General features: G+C 42.1%; 22 protein-coding genes, 2 tRNA genes and 2 pseudogenes. 17 read left to right on the top strand and 9 right to left on the bottom strand.

Annotation, left to right across the window (positions count from 1 at the left end; all coding sequences use genetic code 11):
- Positions 1–294: 294 nt before the first annotated feature.
- The 6 genes from AC5JMF_RS33280 (at position 295) to AC5JMF_RS33255 (ending at position 3,095) form a co-directional block, all read left to right on the top strand.
- On the top strand, positions 295–714 hold the full coding sequence (locus AC5JMF_RS33280; protein ID WP_495799968.1) for a hypothetical protein: 420 nt from the start codon (positions 295–297) through the stop codon (positions 712–714).
- Between the two features lie 102 nt (positions 715–816).
- The gene (locus AC5JMF_RS33275) at positions 817–1,491 is read left to right on the top strand and encodes a DUF2500 family protein (protein WP_495799974.1); all 675 of its coding nucleotides are present in this window, start codon (positions 817–819) and stop codon (positions 1,489–1,491) included.
- Between the two features lie 94 nt (positions 1,492–1,585).
- Positions 1,586–1,816, top strand: a complete 231-nt coding sequence (locus AC5JMF_RS33270; protein WP_495799967.1) for an addiction module protein — start codon at positions 1,586–1,588, stop codon at positions 1,814–1,816.
- On the top strand, positions 1,813–2,109 hold the full coding sequence (locus AC5JMF_RS33265) for a type II toxin-antitoxin system RelE/ParE family toxin (protein ID WP_495799966.1): 297 nt from the start codon (positions 1,813–1,815) through the stop codon (positions 2,107–2,109). Before AC5JMF_RS33270 ends, AC5JMF_RS33265 begins: the two co-directional genes overlap by 4 nt.
- Positions 2,110–2,566: 457 nt before the next feature.
- Positions 2,567–2,758, top strand: a complete 192-nt coding sequence (locus tag AC5JMF_RS33260; protein WP_495799965.1) for a hypothetical protein — start codon at positions 2,567–2,569, stop codon at positions 2,756–2,758.
- A complete protein-coding gene (locus AC5JMF_RS33255) occupies positions 2,751–3,095 on the top strand; it encodes a type II toxin-antitoxin system PemK/MazF family toxin (protein WP_495799964.1) in 345 nt (114 codons plus the stop codon). Before AC5JMF_RS33260 ends, AC5JMF_RS33255 begins: the two co-directional genes overlap by 8 nt.
- A gap of 350 nt (positions 3,096–3,445) precedes the next feature.
- On the opposite strand, the pseudogene AC5JMF_RS33250 reads toward AC5JMF_RS33255, so the two are convergent.
- Positions 3,446–3,715, bottom strand: a pseudogene (locus tag AC5JMF_RS33250) (helix-turn-helix domain-containing protein); the annotation flags it as partial.
- Positions 3,716–3,762: 47 nt separating this feature from the next.
- Between AC5JMF_RS33250 and AC5JMF_RS33245 the strand changes: the two are divergent.
- From AC5JMF_RS33245 to AC5JMF_RS33220, 6 genes and pseudogenes are all read left to right on the top strand, one after another.
- Positions 3,763–4,146 (top strand): annotated as a pseudogene (locus tag AC5JMF_RS33245) (RNA-guided endonuclease InsQ/TnpB family protein); the annotation flags it as partial.
- Between the two features lie 131 nt (positions 4,147–4,277).
- On the top strand, positions 4,278–5,681 hold the full coding sequence (locus tag AC5JMF_RS33240) for a hypothetical protein (protein ID WP_495799963.1): 1,404 nt from the start codon (positions 4,278–4,280) through the stop codon (positions 5,679–5,681).
- An 869-nt stretch (positions 5,682–6,550) separates the two neighbouring features.
- Entirely contained in the window at positions 6,551–7,192 is a 642-nt protein-coding gene (locus AC5JMF_RS33235) for a PEP-CTERM sorting domain-containing protein (protein WP_495799962.1), read from the top strand.
- A gap of 282 nt (positions 7,193–7,474) precedes the next feature.
- Positions 7,475–9,211, top strand: coding sequence for a protein kinase domain-containing protein (locus AC5JMF_RS33230; RefSeq protein WP_495799961.1), 1,737 nt, complete (start codon positions 7,475–7,477; stop codon positions 9,209–9,211).
- A gap of 902 nt (positions 9,212–10,113) precedes the next feature.
- Complete coding sequence (locus tag AC5JMF_RS33225) at positions 10,114–13,080, top strand: zinc-dependent metalloprotease (protein WP_495799960.1); 2,967 nt, start codon at positions 10,114–10,116, stop codon at positions 13,078–13,080.
- A 147-nt stretch (positions 13,081–13,227) separates the two neighbouring features.
- A complete protein-coding gene (locus AC5JMF_RS33220) occupies positions 13,228–14,088 on the top strand; it encodes a M48 family metallopeptidase (RefSeq protein WP_495799959.1) in 861 nt (286 codons plus the stop codon).
- Positions 14,089–14,157: 69 nt separating this feature from the next.
- Here the strand turns inward: AC5JMF_RS33220 and AC5JMF_RS33215 are convergent, their stop codons facing one another.
- The gene (locus AC5JMF_RS33215; RefSeq protein ID WP_495799958.1) at positions 14,158–14,919 is read right to left on the bottom strand and encodes a metallophosphoesterase family protein; all 762 of its coding nucleotides are present in this window, start codon (positions 14,917–14,919) and stop codon (positions 14,158–14,160) included.
- Between the two features lie 287 nt (positions 14,920–15,206).
- On the opposite strand from AC5JMF_RS33215, the gene AC5JMF_RS33210 reads away from it, so the two are divergent.
- Positions 15,207–15,485 carry a DUF2470 domain-containing protein gene (locus tag AC5JMF_RS33210; protein ID WP_495799957.1) on the top strand — a complete coding sequence of 93 codons (279 nt, stop codon included), beginning with the start codon at positions 15,207–15,209 and terminating at the stop codon, positions 15,483–15,485.
- Here AC5JMF_RS33210 and AC5JMF_RS33205 read toward each other — a convergent pair.
- The 5 genes from AC5JMF_RS33205 to AC5JMF_RS33185 form a co-directional block, all read right to left on the bottom strand.
- The gene (locus AC5JMF_RS33205; RefSeq protein WP_495799956.1) at positions 15,478–15,618 is read right to left on the bottom strand and encodes a hypothetical protein; all 141 of its coding nucleotides are present in this window, start codon (positions 15,616–15,618) and stop codon (positions 15,478–15,480) included. The genes AC5JMF_RS33210 and AC5JMF_RS33205 overlap by 8 nt on opposite strands.
- Before the next feature lie 48 nt (positions 15,619–15,666).
- Positions 15,667–16,464 carry a Tab2/Atab2 family RNA-binding protein gene (locus AC5JMF_RS33200; protein ID WP_495799955.1) on the bottom strand — a complete coding sequence of 266 codons (798 nt, stop codon included), beginning with the start codon at positions 16,462–16,464 and terminating at the stop codon, positions 15,667–15,669.
- Positions 16,465–16,789: 325 nt separating this feature from the next.
- Positions 16,790–18,391 carry a TROVE domain-containing protein gene (locus tag AC5JMF_RS33195; protein WP_495799954.1) on the bottom strand — a complete coding sequence of 534 codons (1,602 nt, stop codon included), beginning with the start codon at positions 18,389–18,391 and terminating at the stop codon, positions 16,790–16,792.
- A gap of 37 nt (positions 18,392–18,428) precedes the next feature.
- Positions 18,429–18,552: transfer RNA gene (locus AC5JMF_RS33190), tRNA-OTHER, on the bottom strand.
- A gap of 40 nt (positions 18,553–18,592) precedes the next feature.
- Positions 18,593–18,718: transfer RNA gene (locus AC5JMF_RS33185), tRNA-OTHER, on the bottom strand.
- 773 nt (positions 18,719–19,491) lie between these two features.
- On the opposite strand from AC5JMF_RS33185, the gene AC5JMF_RS33180 reads away from it, so the two are divergent.
- Positions 19,492–20,220: a hypothetical protein gene (locus AC5JMF_RS33180; RefSeq protein WP_495799953.1), complete on the top strand. Its 729-nt coding sequence runs from the start codon at positions 19,492–19,494 to the stop codon at positions 20,218–20,220.
- Here the strand turns inward: AC5JMF_RS33180 and AC5JMF_RS33175 are convergent.
- A complete protein-coding gene (locus tag AC5JMF_RS33175; RefSeq protein ID WP_495799952.1) occupies positions 20,217–21,359 on the bottom strand; it encodes a quinone-dependent dihydroorotate dehydrogenase in 1,143 nt (380 codons plus the stop codon). The genes AC5JMF_RS33180 and AC5JMF_RS33175 overlap by 4 nt on opposite strands.
- A gap of 101 nt (positions 21,360–21,460) precedes the next feature.
- Here AC5JMF_RS33175 and AC5JMF_RS33170 point away from each other — a divergent pair, with 101 nt between their 5' ends.
- The 3 genes from AC5JMF_RS33170 to AC5JMF_RS33160 all read left to right on the top strand — a co-directional run bounded on the left by AC5JMF_RS33170 (position 21,461) and on the right by AC5JMF_RS33160 (position 25,170).
- Positions 21,461–21,784: a DUF433 domain-containing protein gene (locus AC5JMF_RS33170; protein WP_495799951.1), complete on the top strand. Its 324-nt coding sequence runs from the start codon at positions 21,461–21,463 to the stop codon at positions 21,782–21,784.
- Between the two features lie 183 nt (positions 21,785–21,967).
- Positions 21,968–22,138 carry a hypothetical protein gene (locus AC5JMF_RS33165; protein WP_495799950.1) on the top strand — a complete coding sequence of 57 codons (171 nt, stop codon included), beginning with the start codon at positions 21,968–21,970 and terminating at the stop codon, positions 22,136–22,138.
- Positions 22,139–22,296: 158 nt separating this feature from the next.
- Complete coding sequence (locus AC5JMF_RS33160; RefSeq protein ID WP_495799973.1) at positions 22,297–25,170, top strand: GAF domain-containing protein; 2,874 nt, start codon at positions 22,297–22,299, stop codon at positions 25,168–25,170.
- Here the strand turns inward: AC5JMF_RS33160 and AC5JMF_RS33155 are convergent.
- The gene (locus AC5JMF_RS33155; RefSeq protein ID WP_495799949.1) at positions 25,167–25,577 is read right to left on the bottom strand and encodes a response regulator; all 411 of its coding nucleotides are present in this window, start codon (positions 25,575–25,577) and stop codon (positions 25,167–25,169) included. The genes AC5JMF_RS33160 and AC5JMF_RS33155 overlap by 4 nt on opposite strands.
- Positions 25,578–25,593: the final 16 nt, after the last annotated feature.

Genomic DNA, 25,593 nt, shown 5'->3' with positions numbered 1-25,593 from the left:
TTAATTATCAGTCTCGCCCGTCTCTACTTCCTAACTATTAGACCTGAATCCTTACACTGTTTCTAACCCGAAAAACGACCAAAAATCACCAAAGCCCACATTACAAGCGCAGCAAGTCAGCACCTTCTTAAACGAGGCAGATTACTACGACTACGAAGCAGAATTGGCACAAGAAAAGTCAGACTACTATCACTTACGGTACGGGTACTAAATTCAATCTTCAAGCATCAACTCTTCTTAGTCAATAACTAGTAGTAGTTACTTGCTACTAGTTTTTTATATCAAAAGTAAATCATGACTCAAGCAATTGAACGCGAAATCAATCAACTCACACTCAAAGAGTTAAGCCTAGATGCTGCTAAACTTTGGTCACAGATAGAAGAAGCAAGCGAGTTAGGAGAAGACGGTAAGGTAGAACAACTCGTACAAGAACTTATGGGTGTTCAAGATGGTATCGAAACCAAAATCGATGCGATCGCCGCTTTAGTTGACCAGTTAAATCTTGACCTTGAAACTTGGGAGGAAAGAAAAGCGCGAGTAGCCGAACTCCATAACCAGGTAATCTCACGTCGTAAAACTCAACTTGAACAAATCAAGCGCACCCTCATCCACCTACACGAGATTGGATTGATCAATGACAAAAACATTGGTAAGGAAAGGGTAATTGAAATCAGGGATAATCCACCCAAAGACGCTGGGAGGAAGGGGGTTTAGGCGGTCTGTGGGAAGCCCCAGGACGAGGAGCAAAACCAAAGTGGCAAGCCTCAGATTTGGAGTATCTGACGGACTGTTTAGAGCACGAACCCCGTACCTACAATAGTCTTTGAACTCAAGTATCTCGATGAAGCCGGGTTCTGCCTCTGGAGTCCAGTGAGTTATAGCTATAGTCGAACAGGCGTGCAGAAGCGGATGGAACAAACCTCCAATCGTTATGGCAACCGGATTAGCATATTGAGACTGTGGCAACCGGGAGAACGGTTTGAGTATGCCTTAGCGCAAGGTGGTTTCAAGGGCGAGAGTTACATTCAGGTGATCGATTGGCTGGCAGACAAAGCTGCCCAAACCTTGGCTCAAACGGGTCGTCTCACGGTTGTTGTCCAGGACAATGGCTCTCTCCATACCAGTCTGTTGGTGCGTCAACAGTGGGCACGTTGGCAGGAGCAAGGCTTATTCATTTTCTTTTTACCTTCCTATTGTTCGGAAATTGTAGGAATCTTTATTCTGATAATAGTTTCCTTAATCACAACTTTCATCCGCAATGCTTCCTCACCTAGCCTTGCCAGAGAAGCCCGCGTTGTTGGCAAGCGTTTGGACATCTCAGGTGGGAAAAGTGGATCTTCTACCTATTACTACGCGACTTTTGAATTTCCTGATGGAAGCCGTGAGGAATTTGGTGTGGGTTCCAAAATTTATGGGATGTTGGTAGAAGGAGACTTGGGGACACTGCACTCTCAAGGAACCTATGTGTGGGAATTTAATCGGCGAATTTGAAAACCTCTTAGCATCAGTATCTCGGCTAATTACACATAATCCTTGAGTCCAAAGTACAATGGATGCAGTTCATTATCAAATCCCTATAATAGCCATGACACTTGAAAATCTTGAGGCTGAAGTCCTTTCGCTTCCGAGAGACTCTCAAGCAACATTATTAGCTCGGCTCTTGGAGCATTTGGGTCAAAGCAATGAAATTGATCGAGAAGTCGCATCTGTCTGGGCTGAGGAAGCTGAACTACGCGATCAGGCAATGGATGATGGGCAAACTGTCGGAGTTCCTGCTCAACAAGTGTTTCAGCGAATTCGTGCGTCTTTGCAATGAGAAACGTTGTATTTCATCCACTAGCAGAACAAGAGTTGCTTGATGCCGCGACCTATTACGAGGAGCAAAGACTTGGGCTTGGGCTAGAGTACCTAGAAGAAGTAGAACACGCAGTCAACTTCCTCACACGATACCCTGAAGCAGGTTCCAAAGTTCGAGGTTCTGTGCGTCGTCTAACTTTACCCAAGTTCCCCTACTCTTTGCTGTATCGTATGTTGGAAAATGATCAGATTCGTATTTTGGCAGTGGCGCACCACAAGCGTAGACCACAATACTGGCTTGATCGAGAGTAGTTGGCGGCGGTCTAACAATGCGTTGGTGCGGACGGAACGAAGGTTATCGGTGAGCGTTCGAGGTTATCTGCCGCCGCACAACTTCACCGTTATGTCGCCTCAGTTTTCGGTGAGGACGCATTTCAAGACTATTGGTGAGGTACCTACAGCTAGAGCCTAAGCAATAGTTTTAGTTGCCAAAAAATCTTTTCAATTTTTACTGGAACAATTGACATGGATTTACAAGGTCTGAAGTGGACTAAAAACGTGAGGCGTGGTGATGGTGCGTGGGCGTATTCACAATTTAAAGTTTCTGATCTGTTTAAACGAGCTTGCCCACTTTTAGACAACGTTGGGATGATGATGGCGGTTTAGGAGGGTTTCAAACCTACATCCAGAATTTATTGGCGTTGTCAAGCGATGGCTGAGATGCCTGCTAAGCCCGTGTTATGCTATCAGCAGGTATAAGGAAACGGCTATGACTGCTTTAGTACAAAAACTTTTAGATACCTTCGACCGCTTGACAGACTCAGAACGGTTAGATTTGGTATTAGAGATTCTGAAGCGGACAGTTTATCTAGATTTTCCACCATTATCTGATGAAGATTTAGTTCTGAACGCTGAGGAACTTTTTCTAGAATTGGATGAGCAGGAATCCCTGTATGAGTAGCCCTGAGCGGGGTGAAGTTTGGCTAGTTGATCTGGGTTATGTAGCGAAAGTCAGACCATGTTTGGTAATCAGTATTCCTGCTCTTAATCAAGATCGTGCATTAGCGACTCTAATTCCGCACACAACAAGTCTACGCGGTTCAAGGTTTGAGGTGCAAATCAAAATTAAGTTTCTTCGAGAAGGAGCCTTTGACGTACAAAACGTAATCACAATTCCTTATGCAAAGCTTTTACGCAAGTTGGGCAGTTTGACATCCGAGCAAATGGTAGAAGTTGAGGATGTGCTGCTTTTCTGGTTAGGATTTGAAGAAACCGATCCTGAAGAAGGCGAAGAATAGCCAATGTGCTGGCTGTGACGGCAACATAACAACCCCAATGCACCCGACCGCGAGGGTTATCTGTAAGCGTTCAAGGTTATCTGCGGCGGGTGATTGGGAACGTTATGCGGCTTCGGTTATCGGTAAGGACGGTTTTTGAAAATCATCGATTGAGACAATCGGTGGCAGAGCAAGATTCCGATAAAATCCAGTAAGAATTGTCCACAAGTTTGAAAGCTAGCTGAACTAGAATCTAGAGAGTAATTTCAAAGTGCTGTAACTCAGGAGCGCAAAGTATGAGTTCAATGGCTGGTAAGGTTGCAATTGTGACAGGCGCAAGTTCGGGTATTGGTCGTGCCACCGCGATTGCAAATATTATCTACTAGTGGTTGTGTTCCTTGGTTTAACCGTCTGCGATCGCCTAATCCTTCTACGCCCAACTCGTTGTATCTTTTTACCAATGCGTACATCCATGTCCTACTGTAGCCTGTGATTTCCTCTACTTCTTCGGTTTTTCTTCCTTGTGCTAATAACCAGATAATCTGATACTAACGGCTTTCTATCCCATCTTTAGCTTGACGGTAACTTTTTTCTAGCTCTTCTGGACTCAGATGTGCGGCTACACTAATTCGTTTCGGCATTGCTCATATTTGCACTCACCACTTTTATCGTAAGCGATTATCCGGACAATGAACTTACCTCAAGGTTTGATGTGTTGTGCTTTGAGACACTTAATCTCAAAGGAATGCATCGTCTTTGGGGACGCAAGGTTTCAGATTTAGCCTTTGGTGAGTTTCTACAAATTCTAGAATGGGTTGCCAAGAAGAAACATAAACAAGTGGTATTCGTGGATCAGTGGTATCCATCTACTAAGACTTGTTCTAGTTGCGGTCATGTTTTAGAAAGTTTAGATTTGTCCATTAGAGAGTGGCGTTGCCCGTCCTGTCAATCAGTTAATGGAAGGGATGAGAACGCTAGTCGCAATATTTGTGCAGTCGGGGCATCGACTGTTAGGTTAGGTGAAAAACGCGGTCTTGAGGGAAACCCTCAAAGAGCGATTTTGAACCCGTAGGGTGATGTCAGTCGGGCTATGCCTGCAATTGCTGTTTGAGCCTAGAATCCCCGAATTTAACGAAGTGGATTCGGGGGAGTATGTCAAGAGTTATTATTGGTCTGAGCCTACAAATTATACAAAAACCGCCAATGTCAGACACTGCTCAAGGCATTCCTGGTGTGCCAGATTTGACACATCCAACCGAATTATTACAATTTGGAGATCAAGTACTTAAGGGTTCTCTATTACTAGTATTTTTAGTCCTCGCTTTAGGAGTTGCGATCGCTCTGATAAGTTTTTCTCTACGTCGCCATCAACCGGAACAGGAGGTGTTTATTGGCGAGTGGGCAATTCGTTATTCGCAGCTGTTGCGGGGATTGCAGCATTTGACTTTAATACTAATTCTATTAGTGCCGGGATTCTTTCTTTGTTCAACTTTAAGCAATCGCTACCACAACTGGGAACAGGCAAAAGTGACTCAAGTTGCTGAAAGTGTTGCTGGTGAGAGGTTGGAACAGTTTGTACCTCAAGTACGCTACGTTACTCAAGAGGCGTATACATATAACACTCAAGTTAATGGCAAGCTAGTTAAAGTAAATGATACGCGAGACGTTACCCGTTACTTGACGCTGGCTGGTTCGCAAATTCAAGTCAAGCTTGACCAAAGTATAGATGTGCAAAATCGAGCTTCTATTTACCGCATCGACTATACTGCCGAATATAAAGTTGTTAACCAACTCCGCGATATTACTAATTTTTTCTTTGAAGTCCCACCACCTAATGGCTACTCGCTACTAGCTAGCTACAAAGTAGAGCGTGATAAAACTAGGCTACAACAAACCAATCCCGGAGACTATGGTTTTCCTTTCCGCTTACAACCGGGGCAAGAAACTAGCTTTCAAGTCACCTATCAAGCTCAAGGCGGGCCACGCTGGGTTTACAATGCAGCAGGACAATTACTTTCTAACTTTCGCCTGACGGCAATTGCCAATTTTGCACCAGCCGATTTTGCTAGTGGAATTGTACCCAGTGAGATTAAAGGTGATGGACGCAGCACTCAATTTACTTGGGTGTTTGATGATAACGTTTCTGTCAAAAATCCCTTTGGAGTGTTTACTAATACTACTCCCATTCGTGACACAGGGATAATCCCTCGGCTTTTATTGCTAGCACCCGCATTATTTTTGTGGTGGATACTTCTATTGTACTTGTCGCTACCAATGAATCTTAAAAATGTGGCGATCGCTGGAGGTATATTCTTTGCTTGTTTATTGAGTTTGACTTATCTGAGCCGATTAATCAATGCCCCATTAGCTTGGACAATGATTTCCATCATCTTACTAGCCCTGTCATGGGGATTAGGATCAAATCGTCGTGCTTCCTTGGCTGTGATGATCTGTACTATTGCTGGTGCAGTGCTACCCGTCTTTGGATTGCTGGTTCCATTCAGCGGTCTTACCCTCAGCTTAGCAGGTCTTCTTTGTGCTATTTGGCTAGCAGTGCGTCACTGGTATAGCTGGCAAAGTTTACATTCAGAAGATAGATCTATTTAAGTCTTTGAGCAAACAAATATCTTACCTCTGGTGCTTGTATTGTAAATAACAGTTTATCTGCTATACGTGTAAAAATAAATATTAATTTTCTACATAAGAATAACCAATCCAAAACGTAGATTGTAAACTTTTTACTAAGTTACATCACCGGAAACATTTCTTTAAATACCTTTGTTGTGAGTTTGTTATCCTCAACTAAAGGGTTTAAAACTTCTAAGTCTGTACACAGCATCAGTTTCAGGCAGGGTAACAGTCCCTGTTTGAAACGTCTTTAGTTTTGATTTTGAGTTGTACCTTGATGCCCTAGAAGCGCAACTTAAATTTTGAATTTTTAATCAGGTGATGTCAGAAAGCAATGTAATTTTTTCATGAAGAACTCGGATTATTATTGCTCTTTTAGTTGACTACTGTCAGTATGTATTTGTGTGTAAAAAATCAATAGTAAGTCTCGGTTAGCAGGGGGTTGATTAAGAATGTGAAGGGTAGAGTACTTGAGTGTATGTACTTTTGCCAAATGCGTTACTACTGTAAAGCTTTATATACCAAGAGTTGATATACGTGTATTCATACAAGCATGGGTTGAGCTATGTAAGCGGTGTCCAGTGACAAGCCACTTCCCGTCTACACACCGAAACAAACTTTTGGCAGCGATACACAACTCACCTGACAAATTCTTTCCGAGACTTAAAAGCTCAATGCCATTAAAACCGACTGAAAGTTTAAAATTTTTAGTCTACATCAAATCGTGGTAAGACACGCCTTCAGGGGTGTATGTGCCAGGTTTTGTCTTGGCGGGAGGGCAGCTTTCGCAGACCTTTGTAAAAGATCTAATCAACTTGTTGAATTTTATTGTTGGAGAAACCAGACCAATGTTTAGTACCGCACTTTTGAAAAGGTTAACGCAAGCCACTGCCACCGCAGCAGTTGGTGTTGCGATGTTTGCTGCTGTGGGAAATGCTCCCGCTAGTGCCGTTACATTAAAAACTTACAACCTTGCTGGAACATTCGCACCTGAAGCTCTCCCAGCTTCTACTGGCCTCAGTACTGACTTGGGAGGAGGTTCTTTAGAAGGAACTTTCACACTAGATAAAGATGCAGATCCAAGCAGTTCTTTGAAAAGCTGGACTGTGAAATTATTGAATTCTTCTGGCGACCTGGTGAAGACATTCTCTAATAGTCTGCCTGATGTTTTTTCCACTGGCTCTTTGGTGAGCAATAGCCTCAGATTTGGAGATGTCAGCACAGCAGGTGGTGCGCTTCAATCTGCTAACTTGGGATTACAGTTCCAAGAAGGTTTTAGTGGAACAGGTACAGGTGCTGGATTCTTCTCATACAATTCTTACTCTTTCAGTACTGGTGCGTCAACTGCTGGAGCGATCGCTCTAGCTTCGGTTACCTCGTCGGCATCGGGCGAACCCGTTCCCGAACCTTTCACCATCGGTGGTACAGCCGTTGCTGGCGCTATGGGCTTCTGGCTCAAGCGTAAAAAGCAAGCTTCTAAAACAGCATAATTTCATTGCTAAAAAAAGGCACACTTGGTAGTGTGCCACTGTTTAAAAGAATCTAAATACACAAAGAGTTTCTTCTCTACACTGAGGAAACTCTTTTTTGTATTTATTACAGGTTCGACAACATATCATAACAGTCAAAGCTTTTTTATATTAAGAAAAAATACTTAAGAAACTAATTTTGAATTTTAGCAATCAAAGCTATGGTGAAGTATTTTACAGGCATTCCGGAAACAGTAGGTAATGTCAGGAAACTTATATAATGATATACTCAGTAACCAACTCATGAACCAACACATGATCGGTAAATTACTGCAAGGGCGTTACCAAATTGTCCAAAGCCTCAGCGCGGGTGTGTTTGGACAAGCATACATTGCGGTAGATATAAATTACCCAGCCAATCCTAAATGCGTTGTTAAGCAACTTAAGGTTAATAGTATTCAATCTAACTATTTGGATACTTTGAGATTACGTTTTCTTACTGAGACTGAAACCCTCAAGCGTTTGGGACGCCATCACCAAATTCCCGAACTCCTGACTTGCTTTGAAGAAAATGGACAATTCTATCTAGTGCAAGAGTTGATCGAAGGACATTGGCTGAGTGCAGAATTACCAATCAATCAACAATGGGGAAGTCTGTGGAGTGAAAGCGAAGTTGTGGACTTCCTAGAAGATGCTTTAGGCATTCTCGAATTTGTTCACTCTCAAGGTGTGATTCATTGCGATGTTCAACCAGAAAACTTAATTAGACGTAGTCAAGATCGCAAGTTAGTTCTAATTGACTTTGGCTCAATCCAGCCAATTAATTTTGGTATTGATACAGAATTACCTATTTATAAGATTCCTGTAACTTCGTTGGGGTACATACCACCAGAGCAATTTATTGGTAAGACGCAACCCAACAGTGATATATATGCTTTGGGTATGATTGCTATCCAAGCTTTAACAGGTATTGAACCGTTGCAATTGCAAGTAGATCTAGATACTAATGAGATGATCTGGCGTTCTCAAAACACGCCAGTCAGCGATTATTTAGCAGTTATTCTCAGTCAAATGATCCGCTACGATTACCAAACTCGCTTTCAGTCTGCGGCTGAGGTACTGCGGATACTCAAGCAAATGAGATGGGATCAGCAACTGCAAATTACCGAGGTGCAGAATCAAGCTTCTCTAGAAACAGCAGCTGATAAGAGTAGTTTTGATCAGCATCCCGCATCAGGGCAATCATCTCCATTGCTTACAGGCATGACAGTAGGATTGGCGGCTAATTCTTTGTTGATGGGAATTAGTGTATATTCTTTAATTAATAATTCACCAATATACTCAGAAACAGAAACTTTATATCAAGCAACAAAAGAATATCAGGGGGGAGATTTACAAGAGGCGATCGCTTTAGTAAAATCAATACCTTCTCATAGCGATGTTTATCCAGAAGCACAAGCCACCATCGAAGAATGGCAGCAGCAATGGCAACTTGCTCTTAAACAATATCAAATAGCCGAACAAGCTTTTAATGAAAGTAGATGGTCAGATGTACTACATACGGCTGCTAAAGTACCTGATATTTTATACTGGCAATCTAAAACAGAAAAACTGGTTAAGCAAACATATATCAATATTGAAGTACAGACGCAAGATTTATTAGCAAAAGCTTATGCAAAAGCCAAAGTCAGAGATTTTTCTGTTGCCTTAGAATATCTGCGTCAAATTCCCCCAGAAAGTTCTGCTGGCGCTTTAGTTCAACAAAAATTGTCTGAGTATAATCAAAAGCGGCAGATTAGAGCAGCCTATTTTTTACACAAAGCTAATAATCAAGCATCTATTGGCAACTTTGATAGTGCGATTAAATTTCTTCGCCAAGTTCCTAAAAATACTCCAGTCTATGCTCAAGCTCAAGTCAAACTGCATGAGTATACTCAAAAGCAGCACCTGTTAAGCACAGGTCAAAAGGTAGCATTAAACACAAATTCTTTAGCTGAATCAAAAAGAAGGCTCTCACCTACCCGGAACGGGAGGCGATGAAAGGGAATAGGCAACGCTTCGGGCTGCTAGATCCCCTGATTAAGAACCTACCCTTGAAAAACCGCTAGATCTCCGACTTTTACCCTTTGTGAAGCCACCTTCCAGGTGTCTACAAAAAGTCGGGGATCTGATCACTGCTAGTTTCTTGAAACTACACGACTGACAGCGCATCGCCCGTTATCAATGAAAGAAACTCTTTTCCTTCCTCTATACCTCTACTTCTCTGCGAAACGCTACACATAGCTTGCTTAAACGTAGGGGTACGACTTTGCTCAGTAACCAACATCCTTGCACCTCTACACCCTCACCAACTGGGCTTATAAATTATTTTGAGAAAATTCAATATTTTTGTTAAACTACTTATGCTTTTGTTAAGACGTGCATAAATTAATATTGTTTTAGTAACTTTTGATGCTAAACAGTTACTGAAATTATAAATTTTAGCTAAAGTTTTTTTTTAATCAACCTACCTCTTTGTGAAAAGTCCGATTAGTATAGACAAATACTACTATCTAAAAAATAGAGTGCATCAGCAAACACTAACTTAAAAGAGTTTTAAGTTTTTTTACTCCCAAATCTAAAGTGTTATCTGGAAAACTTTTTCATTTTTAGCTAGACTTTAGTATTTTGACTAAGTTGTTATATTTTTTTTCAGCGTTTTCCACGAGTCTAATGTCAAAATAATACGTACTGTTTACAACAAAGGTATTTATTAGGAAAAATACTACAGTTAAACATTAAATAAATCTAAAAGTTTAGCAATCATCACTAAACTTTTAGCTTAGTTGCTTGATCCTAAGTAACTAAGATATTTTTGAGATTAGACCGTTCGGAAGAAGGCAAGCCAGGTAAGCTGGCGAAAATTAGAAATTAACTAGAGATAGTTATCAGGGATGGATTGAATGAGCAGATTAGCTTTTTATATAATTTTGTTACATAGTTTGTTATTAGGAGTAACAACTGCTAGTGCTAGGTCACTACCTCTTGGTGGATTAGAGAAAAATTTGTCTAGCGACAATCAAGTAAATCAGTTTTCGGCAAACTCAAGTACAGAGAAAGCTAAGTCATTAAAAAAAACTAAGTTACTATCGAAACAAGTTTGGGTAATTAATCAGAACAAAGGGGTGCAACATCAACCCTTTGTTTGGGTGGTTGACGACCCTAAAAAAGCAGGGCAACAACCATTTTTGCAAGTGCAAAAAACGCCAGAAAAACCTAATCCTAAGCCTAATACTAACGCTAAACCAGACAAAAAAGATGATTTGGAACCATTTGATGATGTTATAAAAGACACCGGCAAAATGGGAGGGCTGTTCACGCTTTATCGTAATAAAGAGAAGAATAAAATTTATTTAGAAATTAAGCCAGAACAATTAAATAAAAATTACCTAGCTACGGCAACGTTAGAATCTGGCATTGGTGAACGGGGCATTTATAGTGGAATGCCTCTACAAGATTTTTTATTTTATTTTCAGCGAGTTGATGATAAGTTACATTTTGTGATTCGCAATGTCAATTTTCGCACACGTGAGGGCGATCCTCAAGCGCGATCGCTTGCCCGATCTTTTAGTGACTCTATTCTCTACACTATTGCCATTAAAAGCATTCACCCGCAACGCAAAACTATGCTCATTGATTTGAGCGATTTGCTACTCACAGACTTAGCAGGATTATCTACGAGTTTGGGTGTTTCTGCAAATACAGACCAGTCCTATTTTGGTAATGCTAAAGCTTTTCCTCAAAATTTAGAAATCGAGTCGGTTTTGAATTTCATTAGTAGCAGTAGCGAGAATGAAAAGTTAAACTTTGCAGCCCTACCAGACAACCGTGGCTTTACCCTGCGCGTCCACTACAGTCTCTCACAACTACCTGACAAAAATTATAGACCGCGTTTGGCTGATGAACGTGTTGGTTATTTCATCACTGCTTACCAAGACTTATCCAAAGACGATCGCAATGATCCTTTTGTCCGCTATATCAATCGTTGGGATTTAGAAAAACAAGACCCCAAAGCAGCAGTTTCTCCTCCCAAAAAACCGATTGTTTTCTGGATTGATAACGCTGTCCCCTTTGAGTACCGCGATGCCATTAAAGAAGGCGTGTTGATGTGGAATAAAGCCTTTCTCAAGGCAGGATTTAAGGATGCGATTGAAGTCCGCCAAATGCCAGATGATGCCACATGGGATCCCGCCGACATCCGCTACAACACAATTCGCTGGATTAATACAGTAGATGGATATTTTGCTATGGGGCCATCCCGTGTTAATCCGTTAACGGGGGAAATTTTGGATGCAGACATTCTCGTAGACGCCAGTTTTGTTAGGGCGCTCAAGAGTGAGTATCATAAAATCGTCCAACCCAGCCAAACCCAAACTCAAACCCAAACCCAAACCCGCACTTCCTTAACAGCATTAATGCAGAATCGCCTGCTTTGCGCTAATGGTTTAGATGCCAAAGAAAACGGGGTCTCTCAACAGCCACAATGGCAGCAAGGACTGTCTAATCGGTTATCTAAATTGGCAGGGGAGTATGATTTATGCTACGGCATGGAAGCCGCTAACCAGTTTGCCCTTGGTTCCTTGACTATGGCACTGTTGCAAGACAATGCACCCACTCCAGAACAAGAAAAAGAGTATATCCATCAATATTTACGTTTAATCATCGCTCATGAAGTTGGACATACCCTTGGGTTACGCCACAATTTCCGTGGTAGTACCATGCTGTCACCAGAGGAGATGAATAATAAAGAAATCACCCGTGCCAGAGGTTTGTCTGCATCGGTGATGGACTACATACCCCCAAATATCGCCCCTCAAGGTATCAAGCAAGGAGATTATTTTCCCAGCATAGTGGGGCCCTATGATGATTGGGCGATTAAGTACGGCTACACAACAATTCAAGCAGCATCACCTCAATTAGAAAAGCCTGTTTTAGAAGAAATCGCGCAACAATCCTACAAGCCTGAGTTAAGTTATTCCACAGATGAGGATGTGTATGACCTCGATCCCACTGCCGATGCTTGGGATAATAGTGGTGATGTGCTGCTTTATTCTCAATGGCAGCTAGATAACTCGCGTGTGATGTGGCAGCGGCTTAATAGGCGCTATCCCAAAGATGGAGAAGGTTATAGCGATTTGAGCGAACGCTTTAGTACAGTCTTAGGTAATTATTTTCAGCAGGTTTACTACACAAGTAAATACATTGGGGGACAGTCTTTTTACCGTGTGAATGTGAGTGATAAATCATCTAGCAATTCTGGTCAACAGCGATTACCATTTCAACCAGTGCCAGTTAAGCAGCAACGGCAAGCGTTAGAAACCCTGCACAAATATGTGTTTGCCGAAGACGCATTAAATTTCTCGCCAGACCTGCTGAATAAATTAGCACCTTCTCGTTGGCGACACTGGGGTAGTTATCCTCGCATTGGTCGTTTAGATTATCCCATTCATGACTTGGTGTTGTTAATGCAGAGTTTGGTGTTGCGAGATTTATTATCGAGCGATCGCCTCTCTCGACTCAAGGATATTGAACTCAAAACTCCAGAAGGACAAGCACTGACTTTACCTGAGTTATTTGATACTTTACAATCAGGTATTTGGACGGAAGTACTCAAACCCAAAAGTCAACCATTGAAAATTGCTAGTTTGCGGCGAGGCTTACAGCGCGAATATCTTGACATCTTGACAGCGATGGTGCTGCGAAAGGAACGTGTACCCGAAGATGCCCGAACATTAGCATGGTATAAACTAAAACAACTAGATGAGAAACTCAAACAGGCGAATTCCAGTGATGAGTATACCAAAGCGCACTTGCTAGAAACCCGCGATCGCATTGAGAAAATCTTGAATGCTCCGTTACAGGCAAATTAGTCTGAGAGTAGGGAGTGGGGTTACAATCAACAACTACAGAGTTTATCCTTAGTACTAAGGAGATAATGCAACTTGAAAAGTTCTAAGTTCGTCTGGTAACTTGTTTGGTCATTGTATATTTTCCCGAAATTATCTTCAGACTGAATTATGATGCACTGGAAAGGTTTTTCTGTAAATTACAGCGGATGGCGACGACGCTGGTTTTATCCGTTAATTTCGGTGGTTGTCGCCCTGAGTGTATCTCTGACTGCGCCCTTACCAGGAAGAGCCATAGATTTATTGCCTCTTCTGTTCCAAGGAGTGCAGGTATTTCAACTTTCTAATATATCTGCTCGCCAGGAAGTTGATCTTGGCAAGCAAATAAATCAGCAAATATTGAGTAGTCAAGTTCGACTTTACGACAATCCTGAGATTAATCGCTATGTAGAACAAATTGGTCAGCGATTGGTAAGATATAGCGATCGCCCCAACCTGCCTTACACCTTCCAGGTAGTTGATAATAATGCTGTGAATGCCTTTGCTACATTGGGGGGTTATGTCTACGTCCACACGGGTTTGCTGAAAACCGCAGATAATGAGGCGGAACTGGCAAGCGTCATCGCCCATGAAATTGGTCACATTGGCGGTAAACACTTGGTTAATCAGATGCGGCAAAAAGCGATCGCCAGTGGTGTAGCTACAGCCGCCGGTTTGGATCGCAACACAGCGGTGGGGATTGGTGTAGAACTAGCATTAAATCGCCCTCGCAGTCGTCAAGATGAATTTGATGCTGATCGCAGAGGGTTAAGAACTTTAATACGTACTGGTTATGCCCCTTCTGGCATGGTTTCCTTTATGCAAAAGCTGCTCAAAGGTGGTTCTGGCCCTGCATTTTTGAGTACACACCCCGCAACTAGCGATCGCATCAGTGCCCTCAAACGTTCAATTAACAACCAAAGTAACTATGGAAGTTATGGGTTGGATGGCAATGCTTACAGAGCTAATATTCGTTCATTGGCAAGGTCTTAATCTCAATTCCAACCCTGCTATTTTGTTCAGAAAAAAGGCAAAACAAGCCGAAGTATCGCGAATTATTTTTCATGCTCGCTGCTTATTGCGGCGAGTACCTTTTATTTTGGTAGGATCAATGCTAATTACCGCCTCTTCTAAAGGCAGGATGCGGAGTTGGTTTTTATGAACGTTAACTTGATAAACTAAATTGTTTGTGGTGTCCAATCCAGTCAACCAGCCACTACGGTGATGATAAGCACCAGTATCTATACCTAGCCACCCTTCTCCTTGTGCCAATTTACCAGGAGTAACGCCCGGTAGAGTAAAGGTAATGGTATGACCAATAATAATCAACTTATCTAAAAAGTAAGGCTGTTCCATGCTGTGAAATTCATCACGTATCCAGCACAGTTGATCAGCAGTTTGTTCTGCTACCGATTTGGTGGGGTCAACACCAGCATGAGTTAACCAAATATCTCCCAAATCGAGATATGTGGGCAAAGCTTTGAACCAATCAAGATGTTCTGGGGAAATTGTAGATTCGTGATAGCTGGCTAAGGTTGCTTGCCCTCCACTGTACAGCCACGCTTGCATTGCTAGAGAGGAGATGCTTTTGTTAGTCAAAATATCTAATAACATTTGCTCATGATTCCCTAGCAAACAAAAGTAATTATTTTGCTTGACAAAATCCACTACTTGTGAACTATGAGGGCCACGATCAATCAAGTCTCCCAAAAAATAAACTTGATCGTTTGAGGTGGGGGCGATCGCCTCCAACAAATTCATTAGCCCTTCGTAGTGCCCATGCACATCCCCAATGACAATTCGACGGAGGCTAGTTTCGCTCATTGTTTCGTAGCTTATAATAACTTTGACTAATACTTTTGCTACACCTTAAACCATTTGATTTCCGCAAAGCAAAAAGCAGAAATATCGGAGAGATTTTATTTTAATTTAAGTATATTTTTATATCTTAACAAGAAATTTTTAGTTAGCAAATGTTCATTAATTTTGTACTGTGTATCAAAAAGTGCAAGTAAGTTAATTTGGGAAATTATGCTCGTTTGACTTGTTTAGGAATTAGTAATAGGCTTAAAATTTAGTCAATTACTGTATTATTTAAAGTCAGTATCGTCATGTATGAAATTTTCTCTGCTGAAATTAGCTCACGTATTTGCAAACATATGAATGAAGATCATGCTGATGCTGTGGTTTTATATGCTAAAGCTTTTGGTGGTATGGCAGATGCGATCGCAGCTCAAATGGAATCAATTGATGCTGAAGGGATGAATTTAACAGCACAGTTAAATAGCGAAACTGTGCCGATTCGCATTCCATTTGATCATGTTTTAGCAGATGCCGAAGATGCTCACCAAACTCTAATTGCAATGGTGAAGCAAGCACGGGTTAAATAAATAGGCGTTGCAGAACAGTAGGATAAATGTTGCAAGGTTGTATCCGAAAGTTGGCTACCCAACCATTTGGTAAAGATTGAGTTATTTTACTTTCAATGTAGTTTTTAATTTCTTGCTCAGTTGCAAATTGCATCAAGCATTCTCCGTTTACTTTTGCCTTATTTGGTCAAATATTACTTTCTTAATCTTCTGCTTGCAACAACCAAAAGCCGCTGTAAGTCATACCAGAATCATCGGGTTGCACTAACAAAAAGTGTAATCCTTGACTTAGTTGTTTACGCTGTTGATAAACTTGAGCTGCGGCTGCAACTTCTGGATCTGCAAATGTGGCTACAATCCATCTATCTACCAAACCAGCTGCTAAAATCAAGCCATCTGGTGTGCCAGCGATATAATTTAACGCTACAGGATTAACTCGCTGTAACCATCGTGCTAATTGCATCGATTGTTTGCCACCATAGATAACTACGCCAGGGACAGATACTGTTGAAGCCAAACCCAGATTAATTGGTTTGAGGAACTCTGGGATGTGCAAAATAGGAATAGGGCGATCGCTAAATGCTGTTTCCACATCACCAGCAGTTAAAGTTGCAAATCGCCATTGTTCTCCCCATAAATTTTCTGGCAATGGTACAGGCGGTGGCTGATCTAAAATTAGAGGATATTGCTTTTCCTGCAACCACTGCTTTAATGCCAAAGTGCGGCGAGTGGGTTCGACATTAATTCCCAAACTGCGACAAGCTAAATCAATCAAACTCAATGATTGAGGACGAAATACCTGAATCACATCTGGTAACTTTTCCCCAGCAGCTAACTCAAATTGAGCAGCAACCCAACTCGAATTCGCTGCCGACTGAGGACAAGTAGCTACATATTTAAAACTGCGAGTTGCGTCACAAATCAACAACTCCCAGACAACTTGCTCATTAATATTTGCTTGGGGACGCTTGTAAAAATCAGCCTGCCATACCAGACTCATATTTTTCCTCGTCCTTCGCATCTTTGCGGTTATAGTAACCAACTCTTATCACAATATCATCACCAGGGAATGAAAATATTTCTTCCCCACTCCCCACTCCCTACTCCCTACTCCCTACTCCCTACTCCCCATTTTCATCAAGGCGGGTGCGGGAATTGAACCCGCTAGTCCCCAGAGATGGTGGAGACGTTAACCGATAATCCTAAATTCTTCGTCCCTAAAAGGCAAGTTGCGAATCAGGATAACCCGCCAAAAAGTTTTTAATTCACATTAGGCGTAATTCGTAATTTAGAGACGCACCATAGTGCGTCTCTAAATAGCGTGTTTACAAATCACCTGTAGCCAGCATCTGAATAACGCGAGGTATTCCAGGATCAAACCCAGCCAAATCCCAAGACAGCAGATCTTGAGGATCTACCAAGGTAATTTGATAAGGTGTCAAGGTGACATACACAGCTTTCGCATTGGGATTCACCTTTTTGCGATACTCCGCTAGTGCTTGAGCAGGATGTTTATATCCAGCCCAACTCTCAGAGTCAGTCCAAAAGCAAACCACATCTGCCTTAAACTTGTTCTTGATCATCCAGTCATAAGCTACAGATGCATCCGTGCCACCGAAGTTTTGGTTACTAGCTTTGCGAACCGCAGAACTGAAACTATCTTTGGCAGTAATATTTAACTCCCGGAATTCGCTAGCAAAACCGCGAATCATATAGTTTTTCTCTGCCTTGGCTGTGACTAATGCCATCGTGGTGGCAATTTCACAGCAACTCAGTTCCATATCTGCAACCAGGCTGCCCATAGAACCAGAAACATCGACGGCGTGCATGAACACCTTACCTGTGGGTTCCACCACATCAAAAGACAATTCAACCGCCTTTTCTAAGATGTCTACAATTCGAGGAACTGGGTTCCAAGTCTTCTTACTACGTCCTAATCTACCTCCAGATTGATAAGTTTTGAGTGCTTTCAAAACATCAATCGGATGGATACGACCTTTACGCAGATGTTCCTTGTTGTTGAGAACCGCTTCAACTCGCATCAGGTTAGCAAGTTCGTCAGCACGCAACACACCCAATTCGGTTAGTGACCCCAGGTTACGCAGCATTGCCCCTATCGGCATTTCACCAAATAGCAACTGCCAAGCTTGCTTGTCCATCTTGCCTACAGGGGCAGCCATTTCGTGAGTTAGGCGTGCTTGAGCAATGGCTTGATGGGTTTGGGTGGGATTTCGCTTCAGCCATTCATACCACCAAATCTGTGTCAACGCTTCTGAGGGGATTTGTGTTGGTAGTTCTTCCCAACCTTTTACTACCCACTCATACAGTTGACGATGATTTTCTGTAGGTGGTTTGACGTGAAATAATCGCAAAGCATCTCTGTGAGAGAAACCTTGACGTTGTTGATATTTCAACAGTTGATAAGCCAAACCCTTGACATCTTCCCGCGATAGCCAACTTTTGCCAGCTTCCCGCACTACTTTGCCAAATCCTCGCAAGGATTTAGTATAGTTAAGCCATTCGTAGAAGTGGCTACCAGTGCGGATAACTTGCGGAAAGATTTCGCCAAAAGCTGTTTTGGCTGCTTTTGCTTCACCCATTGATAGCAGCACCAAAGCGAGAATCGGCGCACTGTTGTTGATGGCGCGTCCATCGCTAGCATAGAGAATTTCTTCAGCAACACGGCTCGGATCTTCAGCAATAGCTTGTCTAACAACTGCTACAAAATCCTCTGTTAATTCCTGTTTGCCAGCATAGTAAGTACTTTTGGCTGTGCCAACCAATAGGCAACGGCGCAGCATTTTCCAAATACCAGCATCAAACATCCAACCACCGGAACGCCCTTTGATCATTTCTGCTTCTCGTCCGGGGATGGGTTGAGTTTGTGGTGTAGTTGTTTTGTTTTTAGTAAAAAAATTATAATTCATGACTTCATCTCCCGGCCCTTTCGGGCAAAAATGGAAGGTGGCAGGGCAGGATTTGAACCTGCGACAACCCGCTTAAGAGGCGATAACCCTAATTCTGCGGCCTTTTCAGGCAAGGGGTGAACAAGGATGTTTTAGGCGTTCTACCACTGAACTACCTGCCACATGAAAAAATTTCAAATTGAGATTTCGTTGGACTAATTTTGGTGTAGCGGGGCGGGACTTGAACCCGCGACCTCTCGAACCCTATTCGATAACCCTTATTCTTCGGCCTTTGCAGGCAAGGAGCGAACAAGGATATAAGCGCTCTACCACTGAGCTACCCGCCACATGTATAATTTTGGACTTTGTATTTAAGTTTTGCCTCAAGTATTTTTACTGAATATCTGCATTCAGTCTTAACTAAGCTAACCGCGATAACCCTTAATTCCTCGGCCTTTTCAGGCAAAAGATGAACAAAGGATACTTTAAACTTAAAACTTAGTAATTTTATTGGGAGTAGCGAAGCAGGATTTGCACCTGCATCTCCAGAAGTTAATCAAGGATGGTTGATTTGCATTCGATAACCCTCGATATGTCGGCCCTTACAGGCAAAGTGGGCACTCTGTTATTTGAGCTATCCGCTACTAGTGAAAGGTGACTCCTGGGGGGAAATCAGCTTGTATTATTAATGTAGTATCTGTATTATCTAATGTCAAGTGGGTAATGAAAAGTTCTTGCTTGAGTTTTAAACTCTTCGATGATTAAGCCAAGTAGTTAGGTCGCAGACTCTTGGCAATAAGCTAAAACATATCTAAAGGGCAATCTAGTTTTCCCTATTCGCTTTCATGGTGAGGCAAAAGTATTTTTTGTATTTTTAAATACATTATGTTTTTAAGGCTACTAGTGGCTTAGGATTAAAAACCCTATTTTTACTGGTAAAAAATCTGATAGCAAATTTTTAAATACTATCACTTAGATAAAATATGTAATATAAATAACTTAAAAAATAATCATTGTTTCCAGATATTTTGCCGCAACTTTGCCAAAAGATACAAAAAATGTCACAATTTTTGCCAAGATGATATTATCATTTTCCTAAAATTCACTTGGCAAAAATCAGCATGAGTGAAAAACAACTAGAAGGTAACGGCAAAGCTTTTCTCGTTCTGCTTTTGCCTATATCGTTTTTGATTATTTTCCTAATTTCCACCTGGAGATTTTTGTTAGCACTAGTTCTGTTGCTTATTGCCTTCAATGTTTGGCAGGTGTATCAGTGGCAGAAATGGTGTCAGCAGGTTAACCCGATTTTTAATCAGTTAGTGCAGCAAAATCAGGGCAGACTAACGCCAATGGACTTGGCAATTCAGGGCAATTTTCCTGGAGCAAAGGCAAAACGCTACTTAGATAGTAAAGCTGCGGAATTTGGAGCTAGTGTACTCAACTCAGAAGATGGGAATCAGTCTTACTACTTCATAACTGCTAGTATTCTGGGCAATATTCTAGACAGTAGCGAGCCTGTTAGAGAACTTCCTGCTCAGCGAGTTACTAAAACGGCGCGATCGCTTTTAGCTCCACCACCAGTCTTACAGGAGGAACAACCAGAAACCGAATCATCACCAATAACTCACGTAGAAGCAAAACATCCACTACTGGAAAAACAACTCATTTTTGGCTCTCTGATTCAATCAGAACTTGCTAAACGGCTGAATGTTTATTCCAGTACAGTTTATAAACGGCGAAATGATCCAGAATTTCCTGAGTGGAGTCGTAGCCGTGACCCCGATGGTATTGCTTGGTCATATTCGGAAAAAACTAGGGAATTTTTTCCCATAGAAGAAAAACAAGGCTAATGGAGAATTTTCGCTTGTAAGCCCACAGCTTCAGAGATGGTAGTTAATCCGCTTTGTTCTAGGTGAGAAAGTAAACCAGCCAGAATCCGGCGTACCATTAGTGGGCCTTCATAAATCCAGCCTGTGTAGACCTGGATGAGACTAGCACCAGCGGTAATTTTTTCCCAAGCATCTTCAGGGGAAAAGATGCCACCAACGCCAATGATTGGCATTTGTCCCTGAGTTTGCTGCCAAATAAACCGAATGATTTCTGTGGAACGATCGCGCAATGGCGCACCGCTAATTCCACCAGCTTCTAATTCAGGTGATTTACCAGTTTGGTTGATCACCTGTGTTTTCAATCCTTGCCTGCTAATAGTAGTGTTAGTAGCGATGATTCCTGCTAGTTGGTAGGTTTGAGCTAATGCAATAATGTCGGCGATCGCTTCCCATGTTAAATCTGGTGCTATCTTGACAAAAACAGGCTTTTGTGTAGTGTTTTCTTGCTGTAATACATTCAAGATGCCGCTGAGCATAGTAGCATCTTGGAGCGATCGCAATCCAGGTGTATTGGGAGAGGAGACATTGACGACAAAATAGTCTCCCAAATCCTTGAGTAAGCGAAAACTATCAAGATAATCCTGTGCGGCTGCTTCTAGAGGAGTTACCTTAGATTTACCCAAATTTATCCCTATGGGTATTGATAAGGTCAACTCTTGCTTAGTTTTGGCTAAACCTGATGCCATTGCTGCTGCACCACAATTATTAAAACCCATGCGATTGAGTGCAGCTTGATCCATGGGTAGGCGAAACAATCGGGGGCGGGGATTTCCTGGCTGGGCGTGAAAAGTTACAGTCCCTAATTCCGCAAAGCCAAAACCCAGACTAGACCAAATGCTAGCAGCAATTCCATCTTTATCAAAACCGGCTGCTAACCCTACAGGATTAGAAAAGTTTAACCCAAACAAAGTTTGTGTCAAACGTTGGTCATCAAAACATAGAGATTCCTTGAGGCGTTGGTTTACCAAACTACCAGGGGGGCGGTTGCTTGTTTGGGATAACCAGCTAAAACTACGAATCGTCTGTTGTTGTAACCACTCTGGATCTACTTTTACTAGATTGAATAACAGTGGACGAATGGCAAATTGATAAATATCCATTTGTTAGTTGTCAGTTGTTAGTTGTCATTATGCCCTGAGTCCTACAAAGGACTGCTACTATGAAACTAGCGAACTTGGTGGTGCTTATGACACTAGCAATTGTGACTGAGCCTACTCCTCTGAAGCTGAATGAAGATGGCGTGGTTCTTGTCGGAAAAACTCGCGTTACATTGGATACTGTGGTTGCTGCCTTCTCGGAAGGTGCCACAGCAGAAGAGATTGTCGAGCAATATCCATCTCTTCAACTTGCGGATGTGTACTCGGTGATTGGTTACTACCTTCGGCGAAAGACCGAAGTTGATACTTATCTAAAAATTCGACAAGAGCGTGCCGCTCAAGTTCGTCAAGAAAATGAGCATCGTTTCAACCCAATTGGGATACGCGAACGGCTGATGGCGAGACTTAACCATCAAAGACAGAGTTGAAATGCTGCGTCTTTTAGCGGACGAGAACTTTAACAACCAAATTGTTCGGGGTATTCTTCGACGAAGACCTGGGATTGATATGTCAAAGTTCAAGATGTAGGTCTGTCCAGAACTGATGATAGAGTCATTCTGGAATGGGCAGCACAACAGGGTCGGGTTCTGTTGACTCATGATGTAGAAACAATGACCCGTTATGCTTATGAGCGTGTACAGGCAGGGTTAGAAATGCCAGGAGTATTTGAGATTAGTCGCAGCGTTCCAGTTGGGGTAGCTAGCGAAGAGATCTTGTTGCTCACGGAGGGAAGCTTTGAGGGCGAATGGGAAGGACAAGTGCAATATCTTCCTCTTCGTTAAGGCCCCAGCGCGGTCTAACAATTCAAATGCAGCGTACGGTTGAGGTTTCTCAATTCGTCGTGCTGATGGCAGAATCTTTACGCAAGATGCGATCGCTTATTAGTCAGGATGCTTTTCTGGGCATCTTAGATATTACAAGTTATGTTACCAATAATCAGATGAGGCAGCCGCAAAAACTCATAGCCGCCGACGAACAGCAGATCATTTCCTTGGGGCGCGTCCTTCAGAGTCTCAGGGAAGAGGATAATGTTGAGGTTCTGATTGAGACTACTATTGCTTATATTAAAGAGCAGTTTAACTATAAATTAATTTGGATTTCTTTATACGATCGCCTAGATCACATCTTGTTTGGTAAAGGAGGCGTTACACCTGATAGTGACAAGAATTTTTTAAGAAAACGCTTTGTTCTCAATCCTGGGGATTTATTAGAACAGGTAGTAGTCGAACAGCGTCCCTTGGGTGTTGCCGACTTGCGAGTGGAAATGCGTGCTGCCCAATGGCAAAAAGTTGCTGAAAAAAACCAAATTCAAGGGGCAATTATCTTACCAATTCGGCATCGAGACCGCTTGTTAGGTTTACTGTTGCTGGGTTCAGAACGTTGGGGCTACTTGCTGCCAGCGGATACTAGAGCTTGTCTGATGATGGTTTTGGGTGAATTGGCAGCAGTGCTTTACCAGCAGGAAATTGATTTGCAACACAAGCAAATCAAACGATCCGATGGGCCATTGCTGGGATTATTGGAAAATTTACGCACCCTCAATAATTTAGAACAAAAACTCAAAGCAGTTGTAGAAGCAACTCATCAATTTATCTCTCCCAATCGCACAAATATCTACTGGTTTGAGCGGGAAGGGCGCTACTTTTGGTGTCGGATGAGCAATCAACTGATCAAAATGGGTCGTGACTATAGCACTGAACCAGCAGCTGCGGGAATGACTGTACAGGATTTGAGTGAGTTTTACTATGCTTTGTCAGTCAACCAAATTGTGGTGATTGGTGAGGCACGTAGTTCCTTAAAAAGCCATTTTACAGCCAAATTACTGCAACGCTTGCGAGTGCGATCGCTCTTAGCTGCTCCGATTATCTGTCAAAAGAATCTGCTGGGATTTTTGGCGGTGGAAAGTAATGAACCTCGAATTTGGGCTGAGGTAGAAAAAAGTTTTGTTCAAGGTGCTGCTGGCTTAGTTTCTTTAGTAGCCCCCATCGAAAGCACAGAAAATACTATCAAACAGATTCAAGAAGATGCTCAATTAACTAGCCAAATTGCTCAAGGTATCTATAGTGAGCATGACTTGAACCAAGCCTTATATAACTGTGCGAAAAAAGTTTTAGCTCGACTAGGAGCAACTCGCTTTTTGCTATTGCAATATGACCCTGAGCAAAACAATTATCAATTTACTTACCAAAGTCAACCTCAAAATCGTCGGTCTTTAACATTTACCCTCAATCCTCTACGAGAAATGGATCAGCAGTTGTTACAGTCTGCAACAATTGCAGTAGAGGTAGAGAACTTAGACGAAGATTTGCGCTTTTTTAATTGGCGTCCTTTCTTATTAGAAAATGGAGTGCGATCGCTATTAATTTGTAAATGCGCTCAAGGTCAAACAACAGCAGCATTGTTGATTATTACTCACGAAACCCATCGTTCTTGGACAACTTTAGAAAAAGAATTACTTTGGGTTGTTAGTCAACAGGTTGGTGTGATTGTTCGTCAATGGCAACTGCACAATCTTACCCAGCAGCAGCAAACAATTTCTCAAACATTCGAGCAATGTCTACACATGTTGGTCAAAGCTCAAAATAGCAAATCCAAGACAGAAGAAGAATATCTAGAACACACTGCGCTAGAACAAATATCAACTGTTTTGGGCTGTCCTTTAGCAGTTATGTTATCTTGGTCGCCTGGTGAGCGTTGGGCAAAAATTATTCCAGGGGTAATTGCCAATAGTCAGTTTGAGATTGTTGTAGAAGCATCTGTTCCCATCCAGGCTGAGGCTTTAATTCAGTGGGCGTTGGCTACAGAGGGTTATTTAATTTTGAAGGCAGAGGATTTACCTCTAGAAACAAGAAAATGGTTGAAGGGTTCTGCAACTGGTCAAATTTTGGTGATGGCTTTACATGCTGCTACTGATTATCAACCTACGGGTATAGTTGTGTTGGCAGACTCTCGGGAACATCGTTGGTTAGAAGCAAACCTCAATGCTACAGCAACTCTGATTTCTCAATTAGCCTGGTGGCGTCGTCAAAAGCAAATCACTCAACTTTTAGATTCTACAACAGAAGAACTACGCCAACTCAACTGGTACAAAAATCGCCGCTTAGAGGAAATTCAAAGAATCATGGCGTTGTCACTTAGCCAAATACATGATTTGGGTATTCCTGCTAATGAACTTACGCAGATGCGCTACCAGCTATTACTACGACAGTTAGATCAAATAACTACTTCCATGAGTGGGTTGTTAAAACTTGAGCAGTGGCAATTACATATGAGCTGGGAAACGATGCCCATAGCTAGTTTGCTGAAGCGATCGCTCGAAAGAGTGGAAAATTTACTTAAACAGCATAAATTGTGGATTGGTGTGCATGGCTTAGGGCAAGGGATTGATGAGCAAGAATCCCCAAAGGGCGCTGCTTTGCTCAAAGGAGTTGCTAATGCCAGTTCTCAATCCGCAATGGCGATCGCGGGTGATATAGTCAAAATTGAATTAGTTCTCCACGAATTGTTGGTTGCTGCGTGTCAACGCTCTCAAGATGGGGGTAGAATCGACGTCTGGTGTCGCCGCTTGGATGAGCGATCGCTGGAACTATCGATCACAGACAGTGGTCAAATTGAATCACAGCTATTAGCACAGTTGCACCATGATGCACCCAAGGATGTGCTTGCTCCCTCTATACTTGACCATCCCCCAGCTTCACATATGGTGATTTGCCAAAATCTGATGCAGGAATTAGGCGGAGAGCTGGATTTTTATCAGTTACCTGACAATCGGGTAGTTAGCCGCCTGTTGTTACCTTTAGCTGGCGGTAATTAATAGCTGTGTGTATGAGTAGCAACTAAATTTACAACTTCGCTATGATCAAGCGGCATACGTATGTAAGTTTGACAACCCATTTCTAAAAATCTTATAGGATTAGCACTTCTGCTCGTATCCACTAAAGCAACCGTCAAAATTTCTTTTCCTGTTGCGAAAGCTTGATGTTTTACTTTTGCTAAGAGTTGAGAGTCTTCTAGCATATTAGTGCTAGCAAGTATAGTATCTGGAGGTTGAAGTGATAAAGCCTCCATGGCTTCTTCAATAGAATTGACCAGAATCACAAAAGCACCGTCTGCTTCTAGGATAAAAGTAAGTAACTCTTGATGATTTAGGTCGTTTTCTGCAACAAGTATCTGCAAACCTTGCAATAGCAGTCCTTCTCTAAGTTGTTTTTCTACATACATAGATCTGAGCTAGCCT

The sequence above is a fragment of the Desmonostoc vinosum genome, from assembly GCF_059505385.1.
Note: the sequence above shows the minus strand (reverse complement) of the source record. Positions and strands in the feature narration are given on the sequence as shown.